Here is a 21,823-nt window from a genome sequence, read left to right as displayed (position 1 = left end):
TTAAGGCTGTAGCTCAATAGGATTGTTGTCTCTTTTTTTTGCATTCTTAAATATTTCAGGATTATTCGGCGAGAGTCTCACACCATTCACCTCATTTTGCGCAAAAAAAGCACTAGGGTCATTTCTTAACAGGTTAAGCAGTTTATGGTAATCTGCAGGACTAGCTGCAATAGCTACACTTGGAACAACAATACTTTCTAATGGTTCGGCGGGCTTTAATCCATCGAACATAAACGCTACTTCATTTTGATCGTCATAGGCCTGAAGAATTAATCCCGGTAGGCCACAAAGTTTCCAGGGACCGGTATTATACGGTAAATCAGGAGCAAACCAGGCGGTATAGTTTCGCCCTTTAAATGTGGTCTCTGCTTTTTGACACTTTATTCCCGATAGTAAAATGGTATCCTGACCAATTTTCCAATTTATATCAGGATAAGTTTCATTAATGGCATAAGTTTTAATCAGCTTGTCTAAAACAATCAGTTTCTTATCCGAAGGATAATTGAAAATCTGATCTACAGTCGTTTTCTTCCGATTAGAAGTATTGATAATATATCCCCCTTTACCATCTTCCTGTACAGTTGTTTTTTTAATAGAGTCATTTACAATTTTATCATAGCTTTTGTAAACTGAGGCATTTTTACCTATCCACAAAACCATTCTTTCTTTATAAAGGTTGGATTTATCTAGTGAATCTTTTAAATGATGAAACCTATAAAAAACAGTGACCAACGCCTGTTCCCCCTTTTGGGCTCTTACATTAAGAAATAGAAAGAGGGCTATTGCAATTAAAATATACTTTTTCATAGGAGCTGATAGGAAGGTGATGAATGGGGATATTTAATAATTAATTACAAATGGCATTATTGTACAAGTCGCTCAGTACTTCAAATGCTCGTTGTCTTTCCGAAGCACTTCCTCCTTCACTACACATGGTTTCAAAAAAGGTTCCGCAGCTGGCATTAATTTGTACAGGATAGCATTCCATTCTTTTAGTGACTGTCGCTTTTTTAATCGTTTTAACTTTTTTATTCCTGATAACGTTTTTTGTGGTTTTGTTTTCTTTGCTAAAACCGGTAAAAGAGATCGCAACAAATGCGATTAACAATAGGGATTTTTTCATGATTCTTTGTAAAGGATTTAATTGTTCATAAGGTAGAGCTAAATTTTCAAAAACTGTAACTAATCCCGTTATTCTAATAAAATAACTCAGCATATATGCATAAATAATTAAGGCAACAGATCAGCTCCTGAAGGTTCTTTTAAATTAGTACTTTTGGCCGCTTAACGAATTACATTTTTTCAGAACCTGACAATAGGTTCAATTAAAGCACAGTCCCGATTATAATTTATGGAACATAATTTTACAGCAATTGATTTTGAAACCGCTCAAGCCAAGCGCTGGAGTATTTGTCAGGTTGGTCTGGTACGAGTTGAAAATGGAATAATTAAAGAGACAATTAACCGCTTGGTTTGTCCACCGGATAACATCTATTTCTACAGGAATATTGAAGTACACGGGATTACTCCGGAACGTACGCGCAGATCCCCGGACTTTTCAGCTGTATGGAGGGAAATTTCTTCTTTTATTGATGGACAAACAGTAGTAGCGCACAATGGTGCTTTTGATTTCAGCTGTTTAGCGCAAACCTTAGATTATTACCAGATCGCACAACCAGTGTATGAAAAGCAATGTACCTATAAGATTTACAAACAGAAACTCGCTGTTTTATGTCAGGAACATCGTATTCCACTAAATCATCATGATGCCTTAAGTGATGCACTCGCTTGCGCGGAATTGTATAAAAGGCATCTATGTAAGTAATTCAGCTGGATATCTATAAAATGAGTCCAGTCTATATGATCTGTTTTGCTTCTTTGTTTATTTCCATGTCTGCTAGGTCCTATTTTGGGTTAGTTATCAACTTAAAAATCAAGTGTTCTTGATGTCATTCTGCCTTGGCCGATCAGGACAATTTTATTATGGTATAGTTCTATCACCCCATAGGCATTCTCACTTGCTGTTTCTACCATTCCTTCCAGGGTGATCGAAGGAATCTTATGGTAATAAGCAAAATTTCCCGTATGGTGATGTCCAGAAATTATGCCTTTAACATGGTTGTATTTATCCAGCACATTCAGGATTTCCCGGTTGTTTAGTGCTTCATAACCCGTTTCAGGGAAAAGTGGGTGGTGACTAAAAACCAGTACATTCTGTTTGTTTTCTTGAGCCTTTTTGAGCTTGTTTTCCAGCCAGGTCAACTGTATAGAGCTGATCCCCCCATTCCATGGGAGCATATTTTTTCTTCCATCTTTTTTTAAACTGTTCGCAAGTTCTTCCCATTCTTTTCGAAATGGAGAATCTATATTAGAGCCGTATTCAGAAACTTCATTTGTATTCAACACGATAAACATCCAATTTGCTTTTTCAAAGGCATAATAGGGGGAAGGCATGTTGAATTGCTGATAGATCTGCTCTCGGTCATTTACATTCACATAATCATGGTTGCCTAAAACGTTCTGATAATTTGCTTTTAGTGTATTGAGCAGTTCTATTACAGGTGGTAAATCTTTAGGGCCCTGATCAACCAGGTCTCCAAAAACAACATTAAATGCCAGTTTTTCCTGATTCAAATTCGCAATGCAGTTTTCCATTTTCTCTAGCGATTTCCGGTAAAATCTACTGCCATGATCATCTTTGTCCGCATATTGAATGTCGGCAATTACTCCAAAACGAAGAACTGGAATTGATTGCTGTCCTTTAACCATCACATGGGTAAATAAAAAAAAGCAAATCACAATGCTATAAAATTTTGTCTTTACCATAATTTGTCGATGTAGGTTTAATTGATATAAAGCAAGATAGTTATTTTTAAAAAAGTCAAATAGTCGAACTGTCATTTGGTAGAATAGCTGTAATGATCTCATGTTCTTAATATTAGTCCCTGAATTCTTGATTTCATAATCATTTATTGTTCTAAAATCAAAGTTCAATTAATACGCTAGCAACATCTTCGTACCATAAAAAATCTTAAATATATTATGGTAAGAAAACTACTATTTGCAGTATTATCACTGTGTTTTTGTGTTCAATATCCCCTTTTTTCACAAACTACTCAGGCTTCTATTTTTGGTACGGTTACGGATCAACAGAAGAAACCAATTCCAGGAGCTTCCATTCAGGTGAAAAATACCTCTACAGGCTTCAGCAGCAGAACCTCTACTAATGCTAAAGGAGAATATACCTTTCAGGAGCTTCCTTTGGGTGGCCCATATTCAATTACAGCTACTTTTATGGGCTATGCAGAACAAACCAGAACACTTGCAGCGCTGAACTTTGGCGATGCAGCAAGAGTTTCTATAGTGATGAATGAAGCCTCACAAGATTTGCAGGGGGTGGAAGTAGTGGCTTCAGGCCTGAAAAATAAGGTGCAGAACTTTGGGGCATCGACAGAAATATCTGCTAAAACGATGAACCAATTGCCTGTAAATGGTCGTAACTTCTCTAATTTAATGGACCTTTCTCCTTTAAGTCGTGGAAACGGAATTGCCGGACAGCTAGCTTCCTCTACTAATTTTACCATTGACGGAATGAGTGCTAAAAACCCAACCTCATCGGGAAGTACAACCAGTCGTAGTGGTGCACCTTACTCCATCTCCATGGAAGCTGTTCGTGAATTTAAGGTAGTGACTAATCAATATGACGTCACCTTAGGCAGAGCCGGTGGTGGTACGGTTACAGCGGTAACCAAATCCGGTACAAATACAGTTTCCGGTAGCGCATTCATGTATGGAAGAGCAGACTGGTTATCGAGCCCGTATGATATCAGAGGTGTTAAGCGTAATAACGACTTCTCTACTTATCAATATGGCTTTACGTTAGGCGGACCAATTATAAAGGATAAGCTGCACTTTTTTATTGGATTGGACCATCAGAAAGATTCTCGTCCTTTAATTATTGCAGACATTAACGGCCCTGCAGATGAAGCGAGATTTAAAATTACCAATGCTACTTTATCTAACTTTTTAGATATCGCACGCTCAAAATATGGCGTTGCAAATACACCTCAGTATGGTACATTCGACAGAACCCGTGGTTCTGATGCTGCATTCGCTCGTATCGACTGGCAAATCAATGAGAAAAACCTGTTAACTGTTCGTGACAACTATACGAACGACAGAAATCCATTAGGTTTGGCGGATAATACGGCCATCAACTTCTTCGAGAGTTATGGTAATGATAAAAATGTAGACAACAGCTTATTGGCCACTTTACGTTCTAATGTAAGCAGCAAACTGACTAACGAATTGAAAGTACAGCATCTTTATACTTATCAGGCGAGTACACAAAACGATGAGCTTGGCTTTTCCATTCCAAGGGCAGTGGTCGGCAATATCCCTTCTAAATTGTCGGATGGTACAAGCGCAAGTACTGCCATACAAATTGGTGGCCACCGCTTTGGACAAGAAGGTTTTACCAATAATGTATTCCAGTTGGTAGATAATTTATACTATAATACAGACAAAGTTAAATACACATTCGGTGTGGATTTAATGTACACCCATGCAAAATCACTTTATGGAAGTGAAGTAAACGGAAGATTTGAATATACCAATAATGATGCAGGGTCCTCACTAGAGAACTTTGGGAATTTGCTTCCAAACCGATATTACCGTGAAGTACCCTTAGTTGCAGATCCAACAGTTAAAGCAGGGATTTGGAATACTGCTGTGTATGGGCAGATGCAAACTAAATTAGCCCGCGGACTAGATTTTATTGGTGGTTTGCGCTTAGACTATAGTTCTTATCCTACCTCAGCACTTAACCAAACATTGTTGGAAGAAGTAGGCGTAAGAACCGATCATAAGCTGAAACAATTCTTAATCCAGCCAAGAATCCAATTCAATTGGGATATCAACGAAAATAGAACCGACTTTCTTCGTTTCGGTGCAGGTATATTCGGCTCTGATGTAAACAATTATGTAACCATTAACAACTTAACCTTTGATGGTACACATTTAGCAACGGTAGATGTGATCAATACAAATGTTCCAAAACCAGACTTTATTGGATACAGAAACGGTACTGCTACTGCGCCAACCTTAGCGTCATTACAATTGCCAACAATCAATACTTATGGTGCAGATGCAAAAATACCTGTAGTCTATAAAGCCAATTTATCCTACAGTAAATTGATCAGCGATAGGTTAAAAGTTGGAATCACCGGCTATGCAAGTTTAGGTCGACACAACTATATGTACGTAGACAGAAACATGGTTGCTAAACCATTCTTTACCTTACCTAATGAAGACAATCGTGGTGTGTTTGTACCTGAGATGCCAAGCAATGGTTCTCCGGACTGGAAACAAGGTCGTATCAGTAATAAATTTGGCCGCGTTTTAGAACTAAACAGCGAGGGTAAAGTAAACCAGTTTGCAGTGGTTCTTGATGCTACATGGAGATACTTCAAAGACGGTGAAATCTCTGCAAGTTATACCTGGAACGATGCAAAAGACAATACTTCTTACAATGGCAACGTAGCAAACTCTGCAACTTTATCATTGCCTGTAAAAGATGATCCGAGAGATTTAAGTCACATTACTTATTCGGATGGTCAATTCAGAAGTAAATTAGTGATTTACGGTACACTTCCAACGTTCTATGGAGTAACTGTTGGTGTTCGTTATTCGGGAATTGGTGGTACACGTTACAGCCTTTTGTCTGGTGTGAACAACAATGGCGACTTTGTACCTAGCAACGATTTGGCTTATGTTTTCGATAGAAATAACCAAGCTGTTCCTCAAAATGTTCGCGATGGTTTACAAGCGATACTGGACAATCCTCTTGCCAGCCAAAGCTTAAAAGATTATATTCAGGAATATTCAGGTAAAATTGCGCAGCGTAATGGCGGTATCAATGAATTCTTTGGTGTGGTAGATGTTAGGGTAAGCAAGAAGTTTAAAATTTATAAAACACATGCCATCGATGTTTCCTGCGATATCTTCAACTTCGCCAACTTACTGAAGAAAACATGGGGTGTAAATGAGTCCATGGGTAATCAGTCATTGTATGCTTTAAACGGACGTGCAGAGGTAAAGGCAACGCCTACGACACCTGCTATCCCCGCAGTTCCAAACTACGATTCAGCAACAAAGTCATTCAATTACAAAGTGAATAATTCTGGTATTGTGAATCCTTCAGGTAATCCATACCAATTTCAAATTGGTTTGAGATACGGATTTTAACAAAGTTCAAAAGCTGGACAAAATTAGAAATGAATATTTTATTGAAGCACCCGATACATTCGGGCGCTTCAATAAATGTTCTGCCCACAATGCCATAGAAAATCAACTCATCTGGCTAGGTTTTTAGCCAGCGATATAATGTGCCAGTCTGAAAAACCCATTCTGGTGTAGCCAGCTCCGTACGGAATTTATTACTATACCAAGGACTAATGGATCGTGGATTTTTGAGGATATGAATGTTTTGAGCAGGCATATAGCTTTGAGATAAGAGAAAACGCCGCTCCCCGCCAGTATTTATCGATAAATCCATTACCATGACCGCATGACCAGGCGATCCTCCTTGCAGAAATACATCCCCTGGAAGAATATCATCTACTGAGCTAACCTGCTTCAGTTGCCTGCTTAAGGATAAGGTGCCGGCATAGGTAAACACGGTTTGTAGGTAGTCATCAAAATCAGTTCGTTGATCAGAAATACCCCTGGATTTTACCTTCTTCAATTTTTCACCATGCAGTACAAATCGATACCCTTGTCGCCAGGAAGCATAATCCATAGGCGTACCATCAGTAGCCAGGAACATGATTTTTGAGTATTGTTTTTTTGAATATTGCCATTCTGCGTAAAGGCGGATTACCGCATCGGCACATTGCTGTAAGTCCTTTTTCCCAATACTGATGTCTAATACCGCATACTGGGCTTGTTGATTCTTTTTTTTCTTGCCATTATAAAGATATACCGTATTGTCTTTCTTCAGCTTTAAGTGTTGCAGCCAGTAGGGAAATGATCCAGATTCAGATTTCAATCGCTTGAAATTTGCCGGACCTGGGATGTCTCGAACTTCCTGGGCAAAGACCGGCATCAGCAGAAAAGTTAAGATGGAATAGAGCGCTAGTGTTTTCATTTTTCTAAGTACAAAGCTAGTAGGATTGGTGGTCGAATTCCAATTTAGATGAAGGAAGTTAAGCTTTTAATTCTAACCCTGATGCTTTTAACTTTTACAATTAAGGCATCAGTCCTTTTTATACGCTGAAATAATTACCTTGCTAGAGCGAAACTACATCGCTTATCCCGCTTTCTTTATGACCACTATAATTACTGTACGAAAACTAGTGTTAACTTGCTTTCTCATTTTGTTGGCCTTTGTGCTTTGGCCAGTTTGCTTTCTCTTCTATGTTTATGCCAGGGATACTAAAACCTTGACAACACAGAAATCCAGTACGATTCAGGATGCCAGCCATTTAAATGAAGTAAGGATAGATACTATGGTAAAAGTGTCAAAAAATAGGGATGAGGCGACTTCGCAGATCAAAGCACTGATTACAGCGGCCAAAGCACAACACAAATCTATTTCCATTGCTGGTGCCCAACATACTATGGGCGGACATACCATTTTCAAAGATGGGATAGTTTTGGACATGAGAAATTTCAATTACATGAAACTCGATACCAGTACACATATATTACTTGTTGGCGCCGGAGCACTGTGGTCTGAGGTGATTCCCTACTTAAACCAATACCAGAAATCAGTCAAAGTGATGCAGTCCAACAACTCTTTTTCTGTAGGTGGATCAGTTAGTGTAAACTGTCATGGATGGCAAGCAAACACTTCCCCAATAGCCTCAACCGTAGTTTCTTTTAGATTGATAACTGCAGATGGGCAAATATTGCAATGCAGCAGAAATGAAAATACGGAGTTATTTTCACTGGTTTTAGGAGGATACGGGCTCTTTGGGGTGATATTGGATCTGAAATTGAAAGTAACGGATAACCACATTTACGAAGCCAGACAGTACATCATTAAGAGCAAGGATTACTTCGATGTATTTAAAAAGCAGCTTAAAGAGGGGGAAGATGTTGAAATGGCTTACGGAAGAATCAATGTAAACCCAGACAATTTTATGGAAGAAGCGATTCTTTCTACCTACAGCATTAAAAAAACAATAACCGAGCGAAATAGTAATAAATATAGCTTTACCGCTTTTAGACGAACTCTGTTTAGAGGCTCTGTGAATAGTAGCTATGGGAAAAACCTGCGTTGGAAGGTAGAAAAAATAGCGGCTAAAGCAATCAATGGGACCACTTTTTCGAGAAACAAACTATTGAGCGAAGGCGTAGAAGTATTTCAAAATACGGATTCAAATTACACAGATATTCTACATGAATATTTTGTCCCTGGCGATTCATTAGCCGGTTTTATTGGAGCGCTTCAAAAGACCATCCCTAACTTTAATGTTGATCTGTTAAATATTACTGTTAGAAATGTAAACAGCGATCAGGATAGCTATTTAGCTTATGCTAACGACGATATGTTTGGCCTGGTCATGTTATTCAATCAAAAGAAAGACAAGGAAGCAGAAGCCCAGATGAAGGCCTTGACACAGCAGCTCATTGTGATGGCGATCCGGTTTAGAGGGACTTACTATTTGCCTTATCGCTTACATGCCACAAAGGAGCTGATGTACAGCGCCTATCCTAAAGCTCCTTCTTTTTTTGATTTGAAGATGAAGTATGATCCTTTACTGGTGTTTCAAAACCAGTTCTATGATAAGTATAAACCTCAGCCGCACTTAACCAACATCAGATAATTCTATTAGCATAAAGCTTTCCAGCACTACAGTAGACAATAACGCAAACAGTAAAATATACCAGAGGATATCGATTTTCATCCTCAATTTGATCCAGAAAATGATGACCACAAAAAGCGGAAGCGTATACATATAAATGAGAATGAAGTTAATGATAAAGCCGAGTGGTATGGAATAATGATCAGTAATGAAAACTGATATTACCATCTGTGCCAGCCAAACTGAGATTGGGAGAGTAAAGCATAACACCCATTTCCAAACTAGTCTCATTTGTAGTGTTTCCGGGCAGGTTTTACGGTAATTCTTTACGATGAGTACCACCATTAAAGTGATCAACAGCACCAATATGACCAGCTGAACATACTTCCTGGTAATCACATCTGCCCGGGTATCAGGCTTACTGGAATCGATCAGCTCAGTACCTTTGAATTGCTGGATTAGCGTAGTTTCCCCTTTTATGAAAGTCTTTTTAGTGATGACATTATTCAAGGAATCCCGGGAAGTCCAGGTAGAATCCTCAATACCATTTTTATAAAAGCCTTCAATCAATACCTGATTGCCATCTTTCCTGACAAATTTACCATCTAAACGTCCACCTTTAAACCTTAGCAAATCTTCATAATGTGGTGTTTTAATACTTATGGAGCTGATTTTTCCAGGTGTCATCAGGCTTCTAATGCCTTGTATCTGATTGAGGATGCTCTCATCCAGCTGCTGAACGATGGTGTTTTTATGGTAATCATCGTTTATAACGGGCCTCCTGCTGCTTATCAATTGTTTCACCTCCACTACCAGTAAGGAATCGAAATGGTAAACCGAGAAATCCCCATCATAATAGGTAGAATCTGGCAATACATTAGACTTAAAAAGTACATATTGTGGTTGATCAAAGCCTTGAAAATACCTGGGAGCGCTACTCGCACAAAATGCGAAAAATGCCAGAATGGCGATAAAAGAAGGATTGAGGTTAAGATTTAAAGTACGAATATTTAAACTGTACCAAGCCAGTGGCAGAACCAACAAAGCCAAAAGATCCGTAGGATCTACAACACGTTGAATAGGAAAAAAAGCACTGCTGAAAAAGGTAATGAACGAAGCCGAATACTCGCTTTTCCAAAGCACAAATAACAATCCGGTAAGTAGAAATACAGCGAGCTTCCGTTTGGGGAAAAAGACCGACCAGAAAATTGGGAAGATAAATAACCCACAAAAATCAGATAGCTTACCTGTCAGCATATTATGAAAAGCTCCTTTAAGATAAAAATCATTGAGTAGGAGTAGGAACAAGCAAATGAGAAAAGGTAAAGTGCTTAAAGGTTTAAATCGATCGGAGCTCAGCATAATGATTGTCGTTTCAATTTATACGCAATTAAAGATTAGGTAACCCTGTTTACCATCAAATTGATGATTCTTTGTTTTTTATCGAAATACAGAAATCGATGGTCATTTATGATTATGGAACCCATATTTTATTTTTTATTATATCGCATTAGTTTGTAGATATTTTTGATAATATTTGAATTAAACAAAAACAAGCAATTATAACTAGGATATAAAAATAATTAACGCGACTCTTCAAAATAAAAACCTTCTGGTTTTGATATAAAGCTGGAAAGGAAGGAAACTTTCGAAGTAATTAGTGTTGCAATTTCTGATTTTAAGATTCTAGCGTTTTTTTTAGACACATTAAAAAATAACTTATTATCACACATGGCAATTAATCTACAAAAAGGACAACGTGAAAATTTAAAAGCTCCAAAATTTACTGTTGGGCTAGGATGGGATACCAATAGTTCTGCTAGTGGTCAAGACTTCGATCTGGACGCTTCAGTATTCATGATCGGAGAATGGAAATTTGAAGCTGTTGGAGTTGGAATGAAAGGTGGACTTCAAGATTACGTAAAAACAAATATCAGCAGTTAAATATTCCGAAATGAGACGACTTCCCGTTTACTTCTTATTGGATACTTCCGGATCTATGTATGGTGAACCAATACAGGCATTAAATAATGCCTTAAGTGGTATGATTAGCACTTTACGTACCGATCCCCAAGCTTTAGATTCCCTTTGGATCAGTTTGATTACATTCAATGTTAATGCCATTGAGCTTGTACCGCTAACCGAATTGGTTAGTTTCCAATTGCCTGAGATTTTATGCCCTCAAAGCGGACCCACCCATACCGGAAGAGCACTGGAGCTGCTTTATGAGAAGGTAAGTACAGATGTTATACAAGGTTCTGCAACTGTTAAGGGAGATTGGAAACCGCTGCTTTTTATTTTTACTGACGGAAAACCATCAGACTTAAAATTATACAGAGACATGATTTCCAAAATTAAGACCTTGAATTTTGGTGCCATCGTCGGTTGTGCAGCTGGGCATGCAGCAAATGATAGCCTGCTTAAGGAATTGACCGATTCAGTTGTTCACCTCGATTCCACAGATAGCTCAACACTCAAGACTTTCTTTAAATGGGTCTCCGAAACCATAGAACAGGGAAATAAAAGCCAGGGAACAGGTGAAAAAGTACAATTGCCTCCACCTCCAGATGAAATTATTCTAATCGTTTAAATAAACTAACCAATGAGACGCTTACCTATATATTTTTTAATTGATATTTCAGAATCAATGGTTGGAGAACAGATCCAGTTTGTAGAAGAGGGGATTGGAACAATTATCAAAGGACTGAAGTCAGATCCTTATGCATTAGAAACAGCCTGGATCTCTATCATTGTATTTGCCGGTCAGGCTAAAACCATTATGCCATTACAGGAACTAGTGAGTTTTTATCCTCCTAAATTCCCAATTGGTAGTGGCACATCTTTAGGGAAAGGTCTGGGGCATCTTATGTACGAACTTAGAACTAATATAAAAAAGACAACAACAGAAGTTAAAGGAGATTGGAAGCCTCTCATTTTCTTATTCACTGATGGAGTTGCAACAGATCATCCAAATCAGGCTATCGATGAATGGAAAAGGAATTGGGCCAAATCTGCCAACCTTGTAGCCATCTCTTTTGGGGATGAAGATAGTATTGGCAACCTCAGCAAATTAACGAATGATGTCTTATTATTTAAAAATACGACTAGTGAATCTTACAAAGCGTTTTTTAAATGGGTTACCGATTCTATTAGAACTAGCAGTGAGAGTGTTGATAGAAATGGGACGGGCTTTGAAATGGCAGAAGTGGATGGAGAAACCATTTCAAAAATTGATCTTTCAAAAGCACCCCGGGAAAAGCATTTTGTCGATAGTAAATATGTCATCCTGCTTTCCAAGTGCGAAAATACCAAACGCCCTTATCTTATTAAATATAAAAAAGACCTTTCCGATTCAGAAATTCAAGGATTTAAAACGATTTCGTATCGCCTAAATGGTGCCTTCCCAATAGATAAAACTTATTTCGAGTTCGCAGAGGATAACGCCATGCAACAGAAAATCAATAGCAATGAGTTGCAAGGTACACCATCATGTCCTTGTTGTGGCAATCAAATAGGTTTCGCAATGTGTAGCTGTGGTTCAATTCATTGTCTATCCGGACCCGGAGAAAGTACTTGCCCCTGGTGTAGCTTGGTTAACGACTATCAATTTGGCGATGGCAGCTTTGATGTAGGCAGAAGTCAAGGATAAATGACCAACATTAATCAATATATCAATCAGCTGTTTTCGGTTAACGAGATCAAGTTGGACGAAAATAAAAGGAAACTGTTTGAAAGTTATATCATTCAGTCAGATGTAGCCGATCTAATCAATCAAATTTCAAAGAATCAACAGCTATTAATGGATAAATGGGCCTTATTAAATCGAAGCACTAGTATTTCAGAACAAATTGTTCGTGTACCCAACGGAATTGTAGGTAAACCTTATTTCGCCGTACTGGATTTTGATGCGCTAGGCTGGATCGATTTGCAGCTACTTGAACTTAAAATTCAAGCAGAAACTGGACTATTTTATGCACCGGAGCAAAAGGCTATCATGGGAACACCAACATCAAGTGGCGATTATAAGATAGAACTTAGGTATCAACTGAATGAATCAGCTGATCAAACTTATTTGAAAGAAATCGCTATAGTGATTAACCCTGATCCTAAAAGTCTGTGGAAAAATTTGGAATGCGATGAACATGATATTTACTACAAGCCAGACATAGCCTTAAATTCAGGAACCTTCAGTGATAAGCATTTTGTTGTCGCGTCAAAACGTGGACGATCACACGCTAACATAGGTGGTTTTAGAGAAGATCACTATGTGTTAGAAAGTTTTGAGGAAACAGGATGGAATTTGATTGCCTTAGCAGACGGAGCGGGATCTGCTAAATATTCTAGAAAAGGATCAGCGCTGGCATGTGAATCTATTGGCAATTACTTTAGGGAGGTTTTGACAACAGAAATCACTAAAGAAATAGTCGAACTCAGAAATAGCGCTGTACTTACACCATCGGAATTAATTCTCGATATCATGAAATCTGGAGTAGCTAAGGTTCATAGTGACTTAGCGAAATTTGCTTTGGAAAACCATTCTGAGCTCAAGGATTTTCATACCACTTTGATTTTTGTACTGCTAAAAAAAATAGGTACAGGCTATTTGATACTTTCATTTGGTGTCGGTGATTGCCCAATGGCTGTTGTTAACAAAGCGCAAACACAGGTTACGTTATTGAATAATCTTGATGTAGGTGCATACGGTGGAGGAACACGATTTATAACGATGCCTGAAATTTTTAGTAGCGGAGATTTTGAAGCCCGCTTTACATTTCGGTTTCAAGATGACTTTTCATTCATGTTTTTAATGACTGATGGAATATTTGATCCGAAATTTGAGACTGAAGCTGCTTTGACCCGAATAGAAAATTGGCAGAAATTTATTAATGATTTAAACGGTCAGAATGAAAGTAAAAGTCGTGTTGATTTCTCAATTCCCAATCCTGAATTGAGCGATCAGTTAAGTCAGTGGATGGACTTTTGGAGCCAGGGAAACCACGACGACCGTACTCTTGCTATCTTCTATTAATCTTGATCATATGTCCTCGAAAGTAGTTTCAGTTTATGCAGTAGCATCTGGCAAATCTTACAGTTTTGTAGATAATGGCGAACCCATGAAAGGGGCAGTAAAGGATGTCTATTTCAGTCCGGATAGAAAATATGTTGTGGCAATTTTTCGGGAAGTGCTGGATGACAATCAAAAAGAACGTTTAACTAGAATTACTCAACAATATTTAAAACAAATTGAAAGTAGGGAAGCGGCTAACTTTTACTTGAATGATATTTTTAGGTGGCCAATTGATGTGATAAAATATGGTGATCTTACAGGAGTGATCGTTCCTACCTACGACAAAAAGTTTTTCTTTAACAAAGGGTATGAGAATAGTGACTTAATCAATGGGAAGGAAAAAAATGGAAAGTGGTTTGCCGGTCCTAAATTTAGACATCAATATTTTCCATTGAAAGTAGCCAAAGCTGAATTAGGCGATTGGTTGAGCTATTTCCAGATTTGCTTAAATCTGGTGCGTGGCGTTAAAAAAATGCATGCAATGGGCTTGGCTCATTCAGACTTATCATACAATAATGTTCTTATTGATCCAATTTCCAAATCAGCATGTATTATTGACCTCGACGGTTTGGTGGTGCCCGGCTTATTTCCCGCAGAAGTAATAGGAACAGCTGAATTTATAGCTCCTGAGGTACTCGCGACGAAACACCTGGATAAAAAAGATCCGGACCGAAAATTACCTAATCGGCTAACAGATCTTCATGCATTGTCAGTGCTTATTTATATGTTTTTGCTACACCGACATCCTTTAAAAGGCGGTAAAGTTCATGATTTTGATGTAGAAAAAGATGATTTGTTGTCCATGGGGGAGCGTGCGTTATTCATTGAACATCCTCAGAACATGGAAAATAGACCAAAAGTCGAACACTTATCCAAATGGGAATTACCCTGGGCAGATGTCACGAAATTACCATATACGCTCACAGGACCATATTTAACTGAATTATTTAACCAGTCGTTCATTACAGGGTTACATCATCCAAACAGTCGGCCTACAGCCAGCATATGGGAACAGGCTATTGCGAAAACAGTGGATCTGATGCAGCCTTGTCAGAATAAAGATTGTGATCAGCGATGGTACGTATTTGACAACACTGCAAAGCCTCAATGCCCTTTCTGTGGAAGTAATCATATAGGGCCATTGCCAATGATCGATTTGTATTATCAATCGGAACCCGGGAAATGGAAGATGGAAAACCATCGCATTATGATTTACCATAACCAATCTTTATTCCAGTGGCACGTAAATAAGAACGTAATCAGAAATGAAAACTTAACTGATGAACAGAAAAAGCCGGTGGGCTACTTTTCATTTTTTAATGACAAATGGCTTTTTGTGAATACGTCTTTAAATACTTTAAAAGATTTGACTGAAGGTAAGACTATAAGTCCGGGTGAAATGATTGTGCTTACAGAAGATAAAAAAATTCTCTTATCTGCGGAAAACGGTGGGCGTTTGGCATTGATTAAACTTATAAGCTAACAATGTTACTGGACAAGGTGAACGCATTTCATATAAAACCCAGCTCCTAAAAAACGTTTATTTTGATTTTGAAGGAGCTGCGAAGTTTTATCTCTTTTTTACGTTCTAAAGTATCTTTTCTTTTTTACTTGACCATCACAATATACTTAGGATAAGATTCGGGATCTGGTAAATCAAATTTTTCTTCGTAAGCTGGGGTACCTGAAGCATTGTGATATAATGCCACACGTTTTACACCAGTTGCAGTGCTACCACCAATACCATTGATCACGTTTAGGATATTCCCCGTTCCAGCAAAACGAGTGATACACATCTTTTCGAGTTTTAGACCTGGGCCATTGGGTATTTCAAAGCCATTTCTCTTATTCACATTGCCATCGGTTCCAGTTAAAACTGCGTAAGAACCTAGTCCAATACTATGGTGTTCCTTTACAGTATTGGCTACCTTAAAAGCTGCATACCCCTCAACCTTGCCCCCCTGACTGCTCCAGCTTGCCTGATTTGGAGCATCGTATGGTGGTTCGTTTTGGAAAAAATAAGTTCTGCCACGTTCTCCCAGCCATAGCACTTCATATTCCTGATAGTGTTCAGCAAATAGCGCATAAAGCGTAACATCATCCCCAGTAACGATAAGGCCGTTTTTACACCGATCTCTTAGCCAACGTGCATTTCCACCAGCTTGCGAACCATGATCGGCGCGCCATAGCCAGAAGTGGTCGCCTACTACATTGTTGCTGTTTATTTCCATAGAAGCATGGATCTGAATATTTTTTGACTGAACACCACCAACTCTGCAAGTGAGATCCGTGAGTAATATTGGATTTGCAGAATGGTCTGCATCTGCTCCCTGTTTACCAACTCTAACTTGATAAGTTGTACTATTGAATGAGTCCATCAGTAACCCGGCAATGATGATTCCATCCATGTCGTCAGCATAGATACATCCCCAGGTGTTTTTCTCCGTAGGCTCTAATGTTACTGAAGCGATGCCAGCACCTAAAAGGATGGCATCTTTTCTATTCACCTGAATAGGCGCATTCAATGCGTAATGTCCGGGTGTGAAAAATATATTCTTGCCAGCTTTTAGCGCAGCATTGATTTCTATATCGGTATCGCCTTCTTTGGCAACATACCAGTTGCTAAGCAAATCCTGAACCTGGCCTTTACCCATGTCTGTTGAAGACCAGGAAGTTCCAATTCTATCCTTTTGCCATGCTGGAACAAATACTTTGTATTCGCCATCGCTATCTATAAAAAGGAAAGGTTTCTCTCTGAGAATAGGGCTGGTAGGAATTGAAGCATTGGTTTCATCTGCTTCTGGAGGATTGATGCAACCTTGCCAAACCATATTATAGGAACCACCCATAGCTCCCGAACCCGAAGGGAAAACAGTATTTCTGGTATACCATTGTTGTTGACCCGCCCAGTTTGGTCTGGAGGAGGTATAATGACTGTCGGCAATAAAACCACCGCTACCCCAAAAGTTGTTGCTTCCAACATCCGAAATATATTTCGAACTGCTTTCAATCAGCATTCTTCTTGCACTCGTAGATTGAGAAACGGTCCAGGCAAAATCGCGCATCACTGCCACATTTTCTATAGAACGCCAAAAGGTACAGGTCGCATTTGCTCCGCCCGAAAGGTGAGGTCTGGTGAATATGGAACCCAATTTAACATCAGCGGGTAACTTGCCTAATCCTCCAATGTGCGCATAGAATCCTAACTCTATGGAGTTCGCGGCTGCCGATGATGCGGAACCTGAACCACCCGAATCGTAAGTCTGACCATTAACGTTTGACTTGAAATAATAGGCTTGGCGTTTTGTAGTCCATTCGCCGTTTGATCCCGCCAGACCGATAGAGCTAAACTGTGAATTAATTTCCTTACGGGCAGTTTCAGCTTCTTCATATTTTCTATCATAGAAATACATGTGGGTACCAAAAATCTGCCGCTCCAATGAAACGATTATGCTAATGCCATTACGGGTGATTTTATAATGGTTTTCATACTTATCTGAATTTGGTTTATGATCTGTGAAGGTCAATTTGGAAGTTGAACCCAGAGACACGAAATCTGATGCCAGACGACTGCCCCCTCTGGTAATTACATAATTTCCTGAAGCCCCAAATGCTGGCCATGATAACATGATGCTATGTTTCTTCTTGTTGTAAGCAATCTTGCCTTCTATTTTATTCTCCTGCTTTTTTTCATCAGATGAATAGGAGGTTACAAAACTACATAGCATCAATACAAATGTAAATGCTGTGAATACAGTGGTTATTTTTTTACTCATAAGCACATTCTTTTTAATGATTTCTATTGTTGGTGCAAAATATCAATCCGCAATCTAATAAAAATGCCAATATCCTCCTTCTTTGATACTGGTTTCCTCTGCTATTCCAGGAAAATCGTAGAAAATTATCCCAACAGGGCGATATAAATCGGATGTATTTAGCTTTAGAAGCTTTTTGTTTTATTTCAGCCCAATTCATTCCTATATTTGAACTGTTATTTGTTTTGATTTTATTTCTTGATGCGACCTTTTTCATGAGCAATTTAGTTACTGCCGAACTTAAAATTTTAATAACCGACGATCACCGCATCATTCAACAAGGATTGACCATTGTTATTAAGGAATATTCCAATAAAGCGATTGTCTCTTATGCAAATTCTGTAAATACCACCCTACTTTCGCTAAAACAAGGAAAAGTAGATTTATTAATCCTGGATATTAATATCCCAGGAGGTAATAATTTTAGAATGATTGAGCAGATCAAAGAAATACAGCCTGATCTTAAAATATTGCTTTTCTCAGCTCATGAAGAAAGTACCTATGCCTTAAGATACCTTAAAGCAGGAGTGAACGGGTATCTTGAAAAAAGTGCTTCGGAAGAAGAAATAAAAAAGGCCATCAACAGGGTTTTAATAAAAGGAAAATACTACAGTACCAATATTCAGGATCAATTGTTTGATACCTATTATGAGGGGGCTAATTCCAAAAGAAAACTACATCATTTAACCAACCGGGAGATCGAGGTTGCACGATTTATTATCGATGGGGAAGGTACAAGCAGTATCGGCGAAAAATTAGACTTACAAGCCTCTACAATAAGCACCCATAAAAAGAATATATTCGAAAAATTGCAGATCTCTAATATATCAGAGTTGATTGATATATTCAGAATGGATCATCAAATGTAATTATGGTGCTTTAAGGTAAGCTTAATATTTGTCCCTTCATCTATTCTACTATCCACCTCAATCTGCATATCCATTTTAGCACTAAACTCTTTTACCATTTTTAAACCCAGTCCCTCGGTAATGTCCCGGTCTTTTTCAGTATTTAACCAGGCTGCAATATGTTCAGGCATCCCACAGCCCGTATCTCTAATCCAAAAGCTTATCTTTTCTTTGGTACTTTCAGCACCGAATGTGATCTGGCCATTTGGACAGAATTTAATCGCATTGTCTAAAAGATTGTGTACAATTAGTGCAAGCATCACTCGTTTAGTATGCAAAATCACATCTTCGGGAATGTTGTTGCGGATAGTCGTGCCGTTATATTTTGCAATCTCAGCGAAAATATTTATCTTCTCTGAGACAAGCTGATGTAGATTGATGTAATCGTTTTTTAAGGTGTTTTCAGTAAGAAAAAGTTTACTGTAATTCAGCAGATTCTCCGTTAAATGGTACATGGAGTTAGCAGAGATATAAATGGTCCTCAGGCTATCTTTAACAGCTTCACTGGCAGCTTCATGTTGATACAACTGCTTACCCATGATCGTCATATATTTTAATGGACTTTTCAGGTCATGCGTAATTGCCCCAAGCAGTTTTTTTTGAAATGCAGCTTGTTGCTTTAGTAAATACTGTGACTCCTCTAAATTAACGATGTTTTTCTCCAGATCTTCTGTTCTTTTCTTCAACAGAGTTTCTAACCTTTCATTTCTAACTATAATTCGTTGGGTTCTTTTTTTTAATAGAACAGCAATTAAAATGAGCCCTGCTAATACCATCAGAGTAATAAACCACCAGGTTTGATAAACGTAGGGCTTAACGATAATGGTCAGTTTTTTGTAAGTAAAGTGGTTTCCAAATCCTGCAGCTTTCCTGATTAATAATTCATGCTTTCCGGGAGAAAGGGTACTAAAGCTAATCACTGAAGTGCCAATCAGACTCGCCCAGCTATCATCAACAGCAAGTTTATATTCCAGCGTCATGTTATCATGATTCCCAAAATATGGGCTGGAGACCCAGATATTTAGACGTCCAAAGCCTTGTGCAATATGGATCAGGTCTTCGGTTTTTATACTTTCATGATCACGAAATATTTTATCAATGTAAATGGCTTTGTTGGGTAAGTCGGCAGTTAAAAGCTTTGGGTTAAACATAACCGCGCCAATTAAAGAGGGAAATGTAAAAATACCATTTTTCAATATGACACCGCAGGGTTGACATCCACCATTAAATTCGTTGGTGTTAAAACCGTAATTTATATTGTAGTATTGATAATATACTTGTGTACACTGTTTATTGCCATAAGCCAAGAGATCATTAATGGCCACCTGAAAAAGCCCCTTGTTGGTACTGATCCAGAAAAAACCTTTAGCATCTTCAAGGATACAATGTACGGTATTTAGGTATCCAAACTTGTCCAGGGGCATTTTGCTTAAATGAGCATTGTTATATAGGTAAAATCCATCCCCATGAGTAGAAATCCAAACTTCTTTTCCACGGATAACAATGTCCTTAATATGCATGTTGGCCATTTCAGGTATGCTCCCGAAGTTCTTCTTTTCCAAATCGTATCTATAAAGGCCCTTTGATGTACCAATCCATAAATACTGACCTTGTTCTTTTAAGACACTGACATCCTTAAGTTTTAGCAAAAGGTTCGGCGCAGCATTAGGTTTAGACAGATCTTTAGCATAAACTGCAGCAAATGTTCCAATCCAGAGCACCTTTTTTCCAGTCAAATCGAGACATGTTGTTTTTTCAGGGAAATTGAAACTTTGTAGTATCCGATCTCCTTCAGGAGAGAATTTATAGATCGAAAAATCTTTTGTCGTCCATATGTTTTTCTCCTGATCAATTGCCATCGCAAAACTATTACTATAATCCTTAATCAATGGGAATTTAGTCCTGCTGCCATCAGTTTGTAAGAGATCACCATTGGCAAATAATACAGAATGATCCGTAAAGGGATACATAGCATATTTTACACTGCTACTCAAATCTTTTTTTGGCTTTTCTGCCTGAAAAAGGTGTTGTTGTACTACAAAAAAACCAGATGTAGGACTACCCAGGAAAAGCTTTCTGGCAATTTCATCATAGTAGATTGTCCAGATGTGCTGTGCTTCCAAATCAAAATCCCGGATGAGTAATGTTGTGGTTAAAGTTTCACCTAAATAGCTTACCTGATAAATAGCCTTATTTAAATAAAAAAAGGTCTGATCTGTTGTAGTATTCCAATATATTTTCAAATGATTAGACCCAGCCATTTCTGTTTCGGCCAAATCACCTTTCAAATCAACTGGCTTTAACTTTCCGGCTTCAATTAAAGTAAATTTTCCATTGTTATCATAGTGCATTAGCTGTTTATTGGAAACGAAGAAATCGGGCCCTCCATTGTGTTTAAAAGGAGTAGCGACAACTTGATGAGCATTATGAAAAAATAGTGTGTCCTTGGTAATGTGGTAATAATCAGTAGCATTTGTTTGGATGAGGAGTGTTGACAGGTCCGTCCTCATTGGCGGTCCTTCCTGAACCTGTATCATTACGTTTATATTTGGAAATACCTCTTTGAACCTGAATGGTTTAGCTCCTATGAGTCCTTTTGTGATCTGAATGAGTTCATGATGTTCCGTTTCTGCATATAGATTCCCCGTGCGTAAATCCCGCTTCATCATATACATACGGTTAGACTGCGCGTGGGTGGACCGTTTGTCAAAATGCATAAAATTGTCCCCATCAAATCTGCTTAAGCCATCTTCAGTTGCTAACCATATATAGCCGGCATCGTCTTTTGCTATAGATTTTATGCTGTTTTGTGGTAGGCCATTTACATCTGAGTATTGCTTTACACTGTAAGTTTGAAGATTTTGACTATATCCATGAAAGGAAAATGCGACTAAAAATAGAAAAAGGATACGGCTCATAAGGGCATTAATGCAGCTTGCTACTGAAGCCGCTAATTTATTGTTTTTTTTCCTCTAAAATGTTATTGTCCTATTTATCAAGCTCGTTACAATTATCGCTACTGTTTGCTATCGAATTAATTCTAGTTCCTGTCAAAAGGACTTCTACTCTTCATTTGAAATGGAGATTCTAATTTTGGGAAACCCTAATTGTTAACCTTGAAGGATGATAAATTACCTCTTAAAAGCATGCACTATAGCCCTATAGTCATCAGCGAAAATTCAAATTAATCTTGATTGTTGAAATCCCCTATTATATAAAATT

The 21,823-nt window shown here is 38.2% G+C and carries 15 protein-coding genes and 1 pseudogene; 9 read left to right on the top strand and 7 right to left on the bottom strand.

The features are described 5' to 3' along the window. Together R2S10_RS07895 and R2S10_RS07890 are read right to left on the bottom strand one after the other, a co-directional pair. Positions 1 to 807, bottom strand: a complete 807-nt coding sequence (locus tag R2S10_RS07895) for a GLPGLI family protein (RefSeq protein WP_316839913.1) — start codon at positions 805 to 807, stop codon at positions 1 to 3. Between the two features lie 40 nt (positions 808 to 847). Beyond that, positions 848 to 1,123, bottom strand: a complete 276-nt coding sequence (locus R2S10_RS07890) for a hypothetical protein (protein WP_316839912.1) — start codon at positions 1,121 to 1,123, stop codon at positions 848 to 850. Between the two features lie 228 nt (positions 1,124 to 1,351). Here R2S10_RS07890 and R2S10_RS07885 point away from each other — a divergent pair, with 228 nt between their 5' ends. Beyond that, on the top strand, positions 1,352 to 1,825 hold the full coding sequence (locus R2S10_RS07885; RefSeq protein WP_316839911.1) for a 3'-5' exonuclease: 474 nt from the start codon (positions 1,352 to 1,354) through the stop codon (positions 1,823 to 1,825). A gap of 101 nt (positions 1,826 to 1,926) precedes the next feature. Here R2S10_RS07885 and R2S10_RS07880 read toward each other — a convergent pair whose 3' ends face one another. Further along, positions 1,927 to 2,826, bottom strand: coding sequence for a metallophosphoesterase (locus tag R2S10_RS07880; protein WP_316839910.1), 900 nt, complete (start codon positions 2,824 to 2,826; stop codon positions 1,927 to 1,929). Positions 2,827 to 3,042: 216 nt separating this feature from the next. Here R2S10_RS07880 and R2S10_RS07875 point away from each other — a divergent pair, with 216 nt between their 5' ends. Beyond that, a complete protein-coding gene (locus R2S10_RS07875) occupies positions 3,043 to 6,246 on the top strand; it encodes a TonB-dependent receptor (protein ID WP_316839909.1) in 3,204 nt (1,067 codons plus the stop codon). A 115-nt stretch (positions 6,247 to 6,361) separates the two neighbouring features. Here R2S10_RS07875 and R2S10_RS07870 read toward each other — a convergent pair whose 3' ends face one another. Then, a complete protein-coding gene (locus R2S10_RS07870) occupies positions 6,362 to 7,147 on the bottom strand; it encodes a DUF4846 domain-containing protein (protein WP_316839908.1) in 786 nt (261 codons plus the stop codon). Between the two features lie 295 nt (positions 7,148 to 7,442). Here R2S10_RS07870 and R2S10_RS07865 point away from each other — a divergent pair, with 295 nt between their 5' ends. Continuing rightward, positions 7,443 to 8,831 (top strand): FAD-binding oxidoreductase, encoded by a 1,389-nt coding sequence (locus R2S10_RS07865; protein WP_316839907.1) that lies wholly within the window; start codon positions 7,443 to 7,445, stop codon positions 8,829 to 8,831. Here the strand turns inward: R2S10_RS07865 and R2S10_RS07860 are convergent. After that, positions 8,814 to 10,172, bottom strand: coding sequence for a hypothetical protein (locus R2S10_RS07860; protein ID WP_316839906.1), 1,359 nt, complete (start codon positions 10,170 to 10,172; stop codon positions 8,814 to 8,816). The two genes, R2S10_RS07865 and R2S10_RS07860, sit on opposite strands and share 18 nt — an antisense overlap. A 369-nt stretch (positions 10,173 to 10,541) precedes the next feature. On the opposite strand from R2S10_RS07860, the pseudogene R2S10_RS24715 reads away from it, so the two are divergent. The 5 genes and pseudogenes from R2S10_RS24715 to R2S10_RS07835 all read left to right on the top strand — a co-directional run. Continuing rightward, a pseudogene (locus tag R2S10_RS24715) lies at positions 10,542 to 10,673 on the top strand (TerD family protein); the annotation flags it as partial. A 91-nt stretch (positions 10,674 to 10,764) separates the two neighbouring features. Next, complete coding sequence (locus R2S10_RS07850) at positions 10,765 to 11,400, top strand: vWA domain-containing protein (RefSeq protein WP_316839904.1); 636 nt, start codon at positions 10,765 to 10,767, stop codon at positions 11,398 to 11,400. Positions 11,401 to 11,412: 12 nt separating this feature from the next. After that, a complete protein-coding gene (locus R2S10_RS07845; RefSeq protein ID WP_316839903.1) occupies positions 11,413 to 12,459 on the top strand; it encodes a TerY-C metal binding domain-containing protein in 1,047 nt (348 codons plus the stop codon). Beyond that, positions 12,460 to 13,839 carry a PP2C family serine/threonine-protein phosphatase gene (locus R2S10_RS07840; RefSeq protein ID WP_316839902.1) on the top strand — a complete coding sequence of 460 codons (1,380 nt, stop codon included), beginning with the start codon at positions 12,460 to 12,462 and terminating at the stop codon, positions 13,837 to 13,839. A 10-nt stretch (positions 13,840 to 13,849) separates the two neighbouring features. Further along, positions 13,850 to 15,361: a protein kinase domain-containing protein gene (locus R2S10_RS07835; protein ID WP_316839901.1), complete on the top strand. Its 1,512-nt coding sequence runs from the start codon at positions 13,850 to 13,852 to the stop codon at positions 15,359 to 15,361. 124 nt (positions 15,362 to 15,485) lie between these two features. Here the strand turns inward: R2S10_RS07835 and R2S10_RS07830 are convergent, their stop codons facing one another. Continuing rightward, a complete protein-coding gene (locus R2S10_RS07830) occupies positions 15,486 to 17,654 on the bottom strand; it encodes a hypothetical protein (RefSeq protein WP_316839900.1) in 2,169 nt (722 codons plus the stop codon). 254 nt (positions 17,655 to 17,908) lie between these two features. Here R2S10_RS07830 and R2S10_RS07825 point away from each other — a divergent pair, with 254 nt between their 5' ends. Continuing rightward, on the top strand, positions 17,909 to 18,562 hold the full coding sequence (locus R2S10_RS07825) for a response regulator transcription factor (protein WP_316839899.1): 654 nt from the start codon (positions 17,909 to 17,911) through the stop codon (positions 18,560 to 18,562). Here R2S10_RS07825 and R2S10_RS07820 read toward each other — a convergent pair. After that, positions 18,553 to 21,519 (bottom strand): ATP-binding protein, encoded by a 2,967-nt coding sequence (locus R2S10_RS07820; protein ID WP_316839898.1) that lies wholly within the window; start codon positions 21,517 to 21,519, stop codon positions 18,553 to 18,555. The genes R2S10_RS07825 and R2S10_RS07820 overlap by 10 nt on opposite strands. Positions 21,520 to 21,823: the final 304 nt, after the last annotated feature.

The sequence above is a fragment of the Pedobacter gandavensis genome, from assembly GCF_032678745.1.
Classification (GTDB): domain Bacteria; phylum Bacteroidota; class Bacteroidia; order Sphingobacteriales; family Sphingobacteriaceae; genus Pedobacter; species Pedobacter gandavensis_C.
The sequence above is the reverse complement of the archived record's forward strand: the minus strand, read 5'-3'. Positions and strand labels throughout refer to the sequence as shown.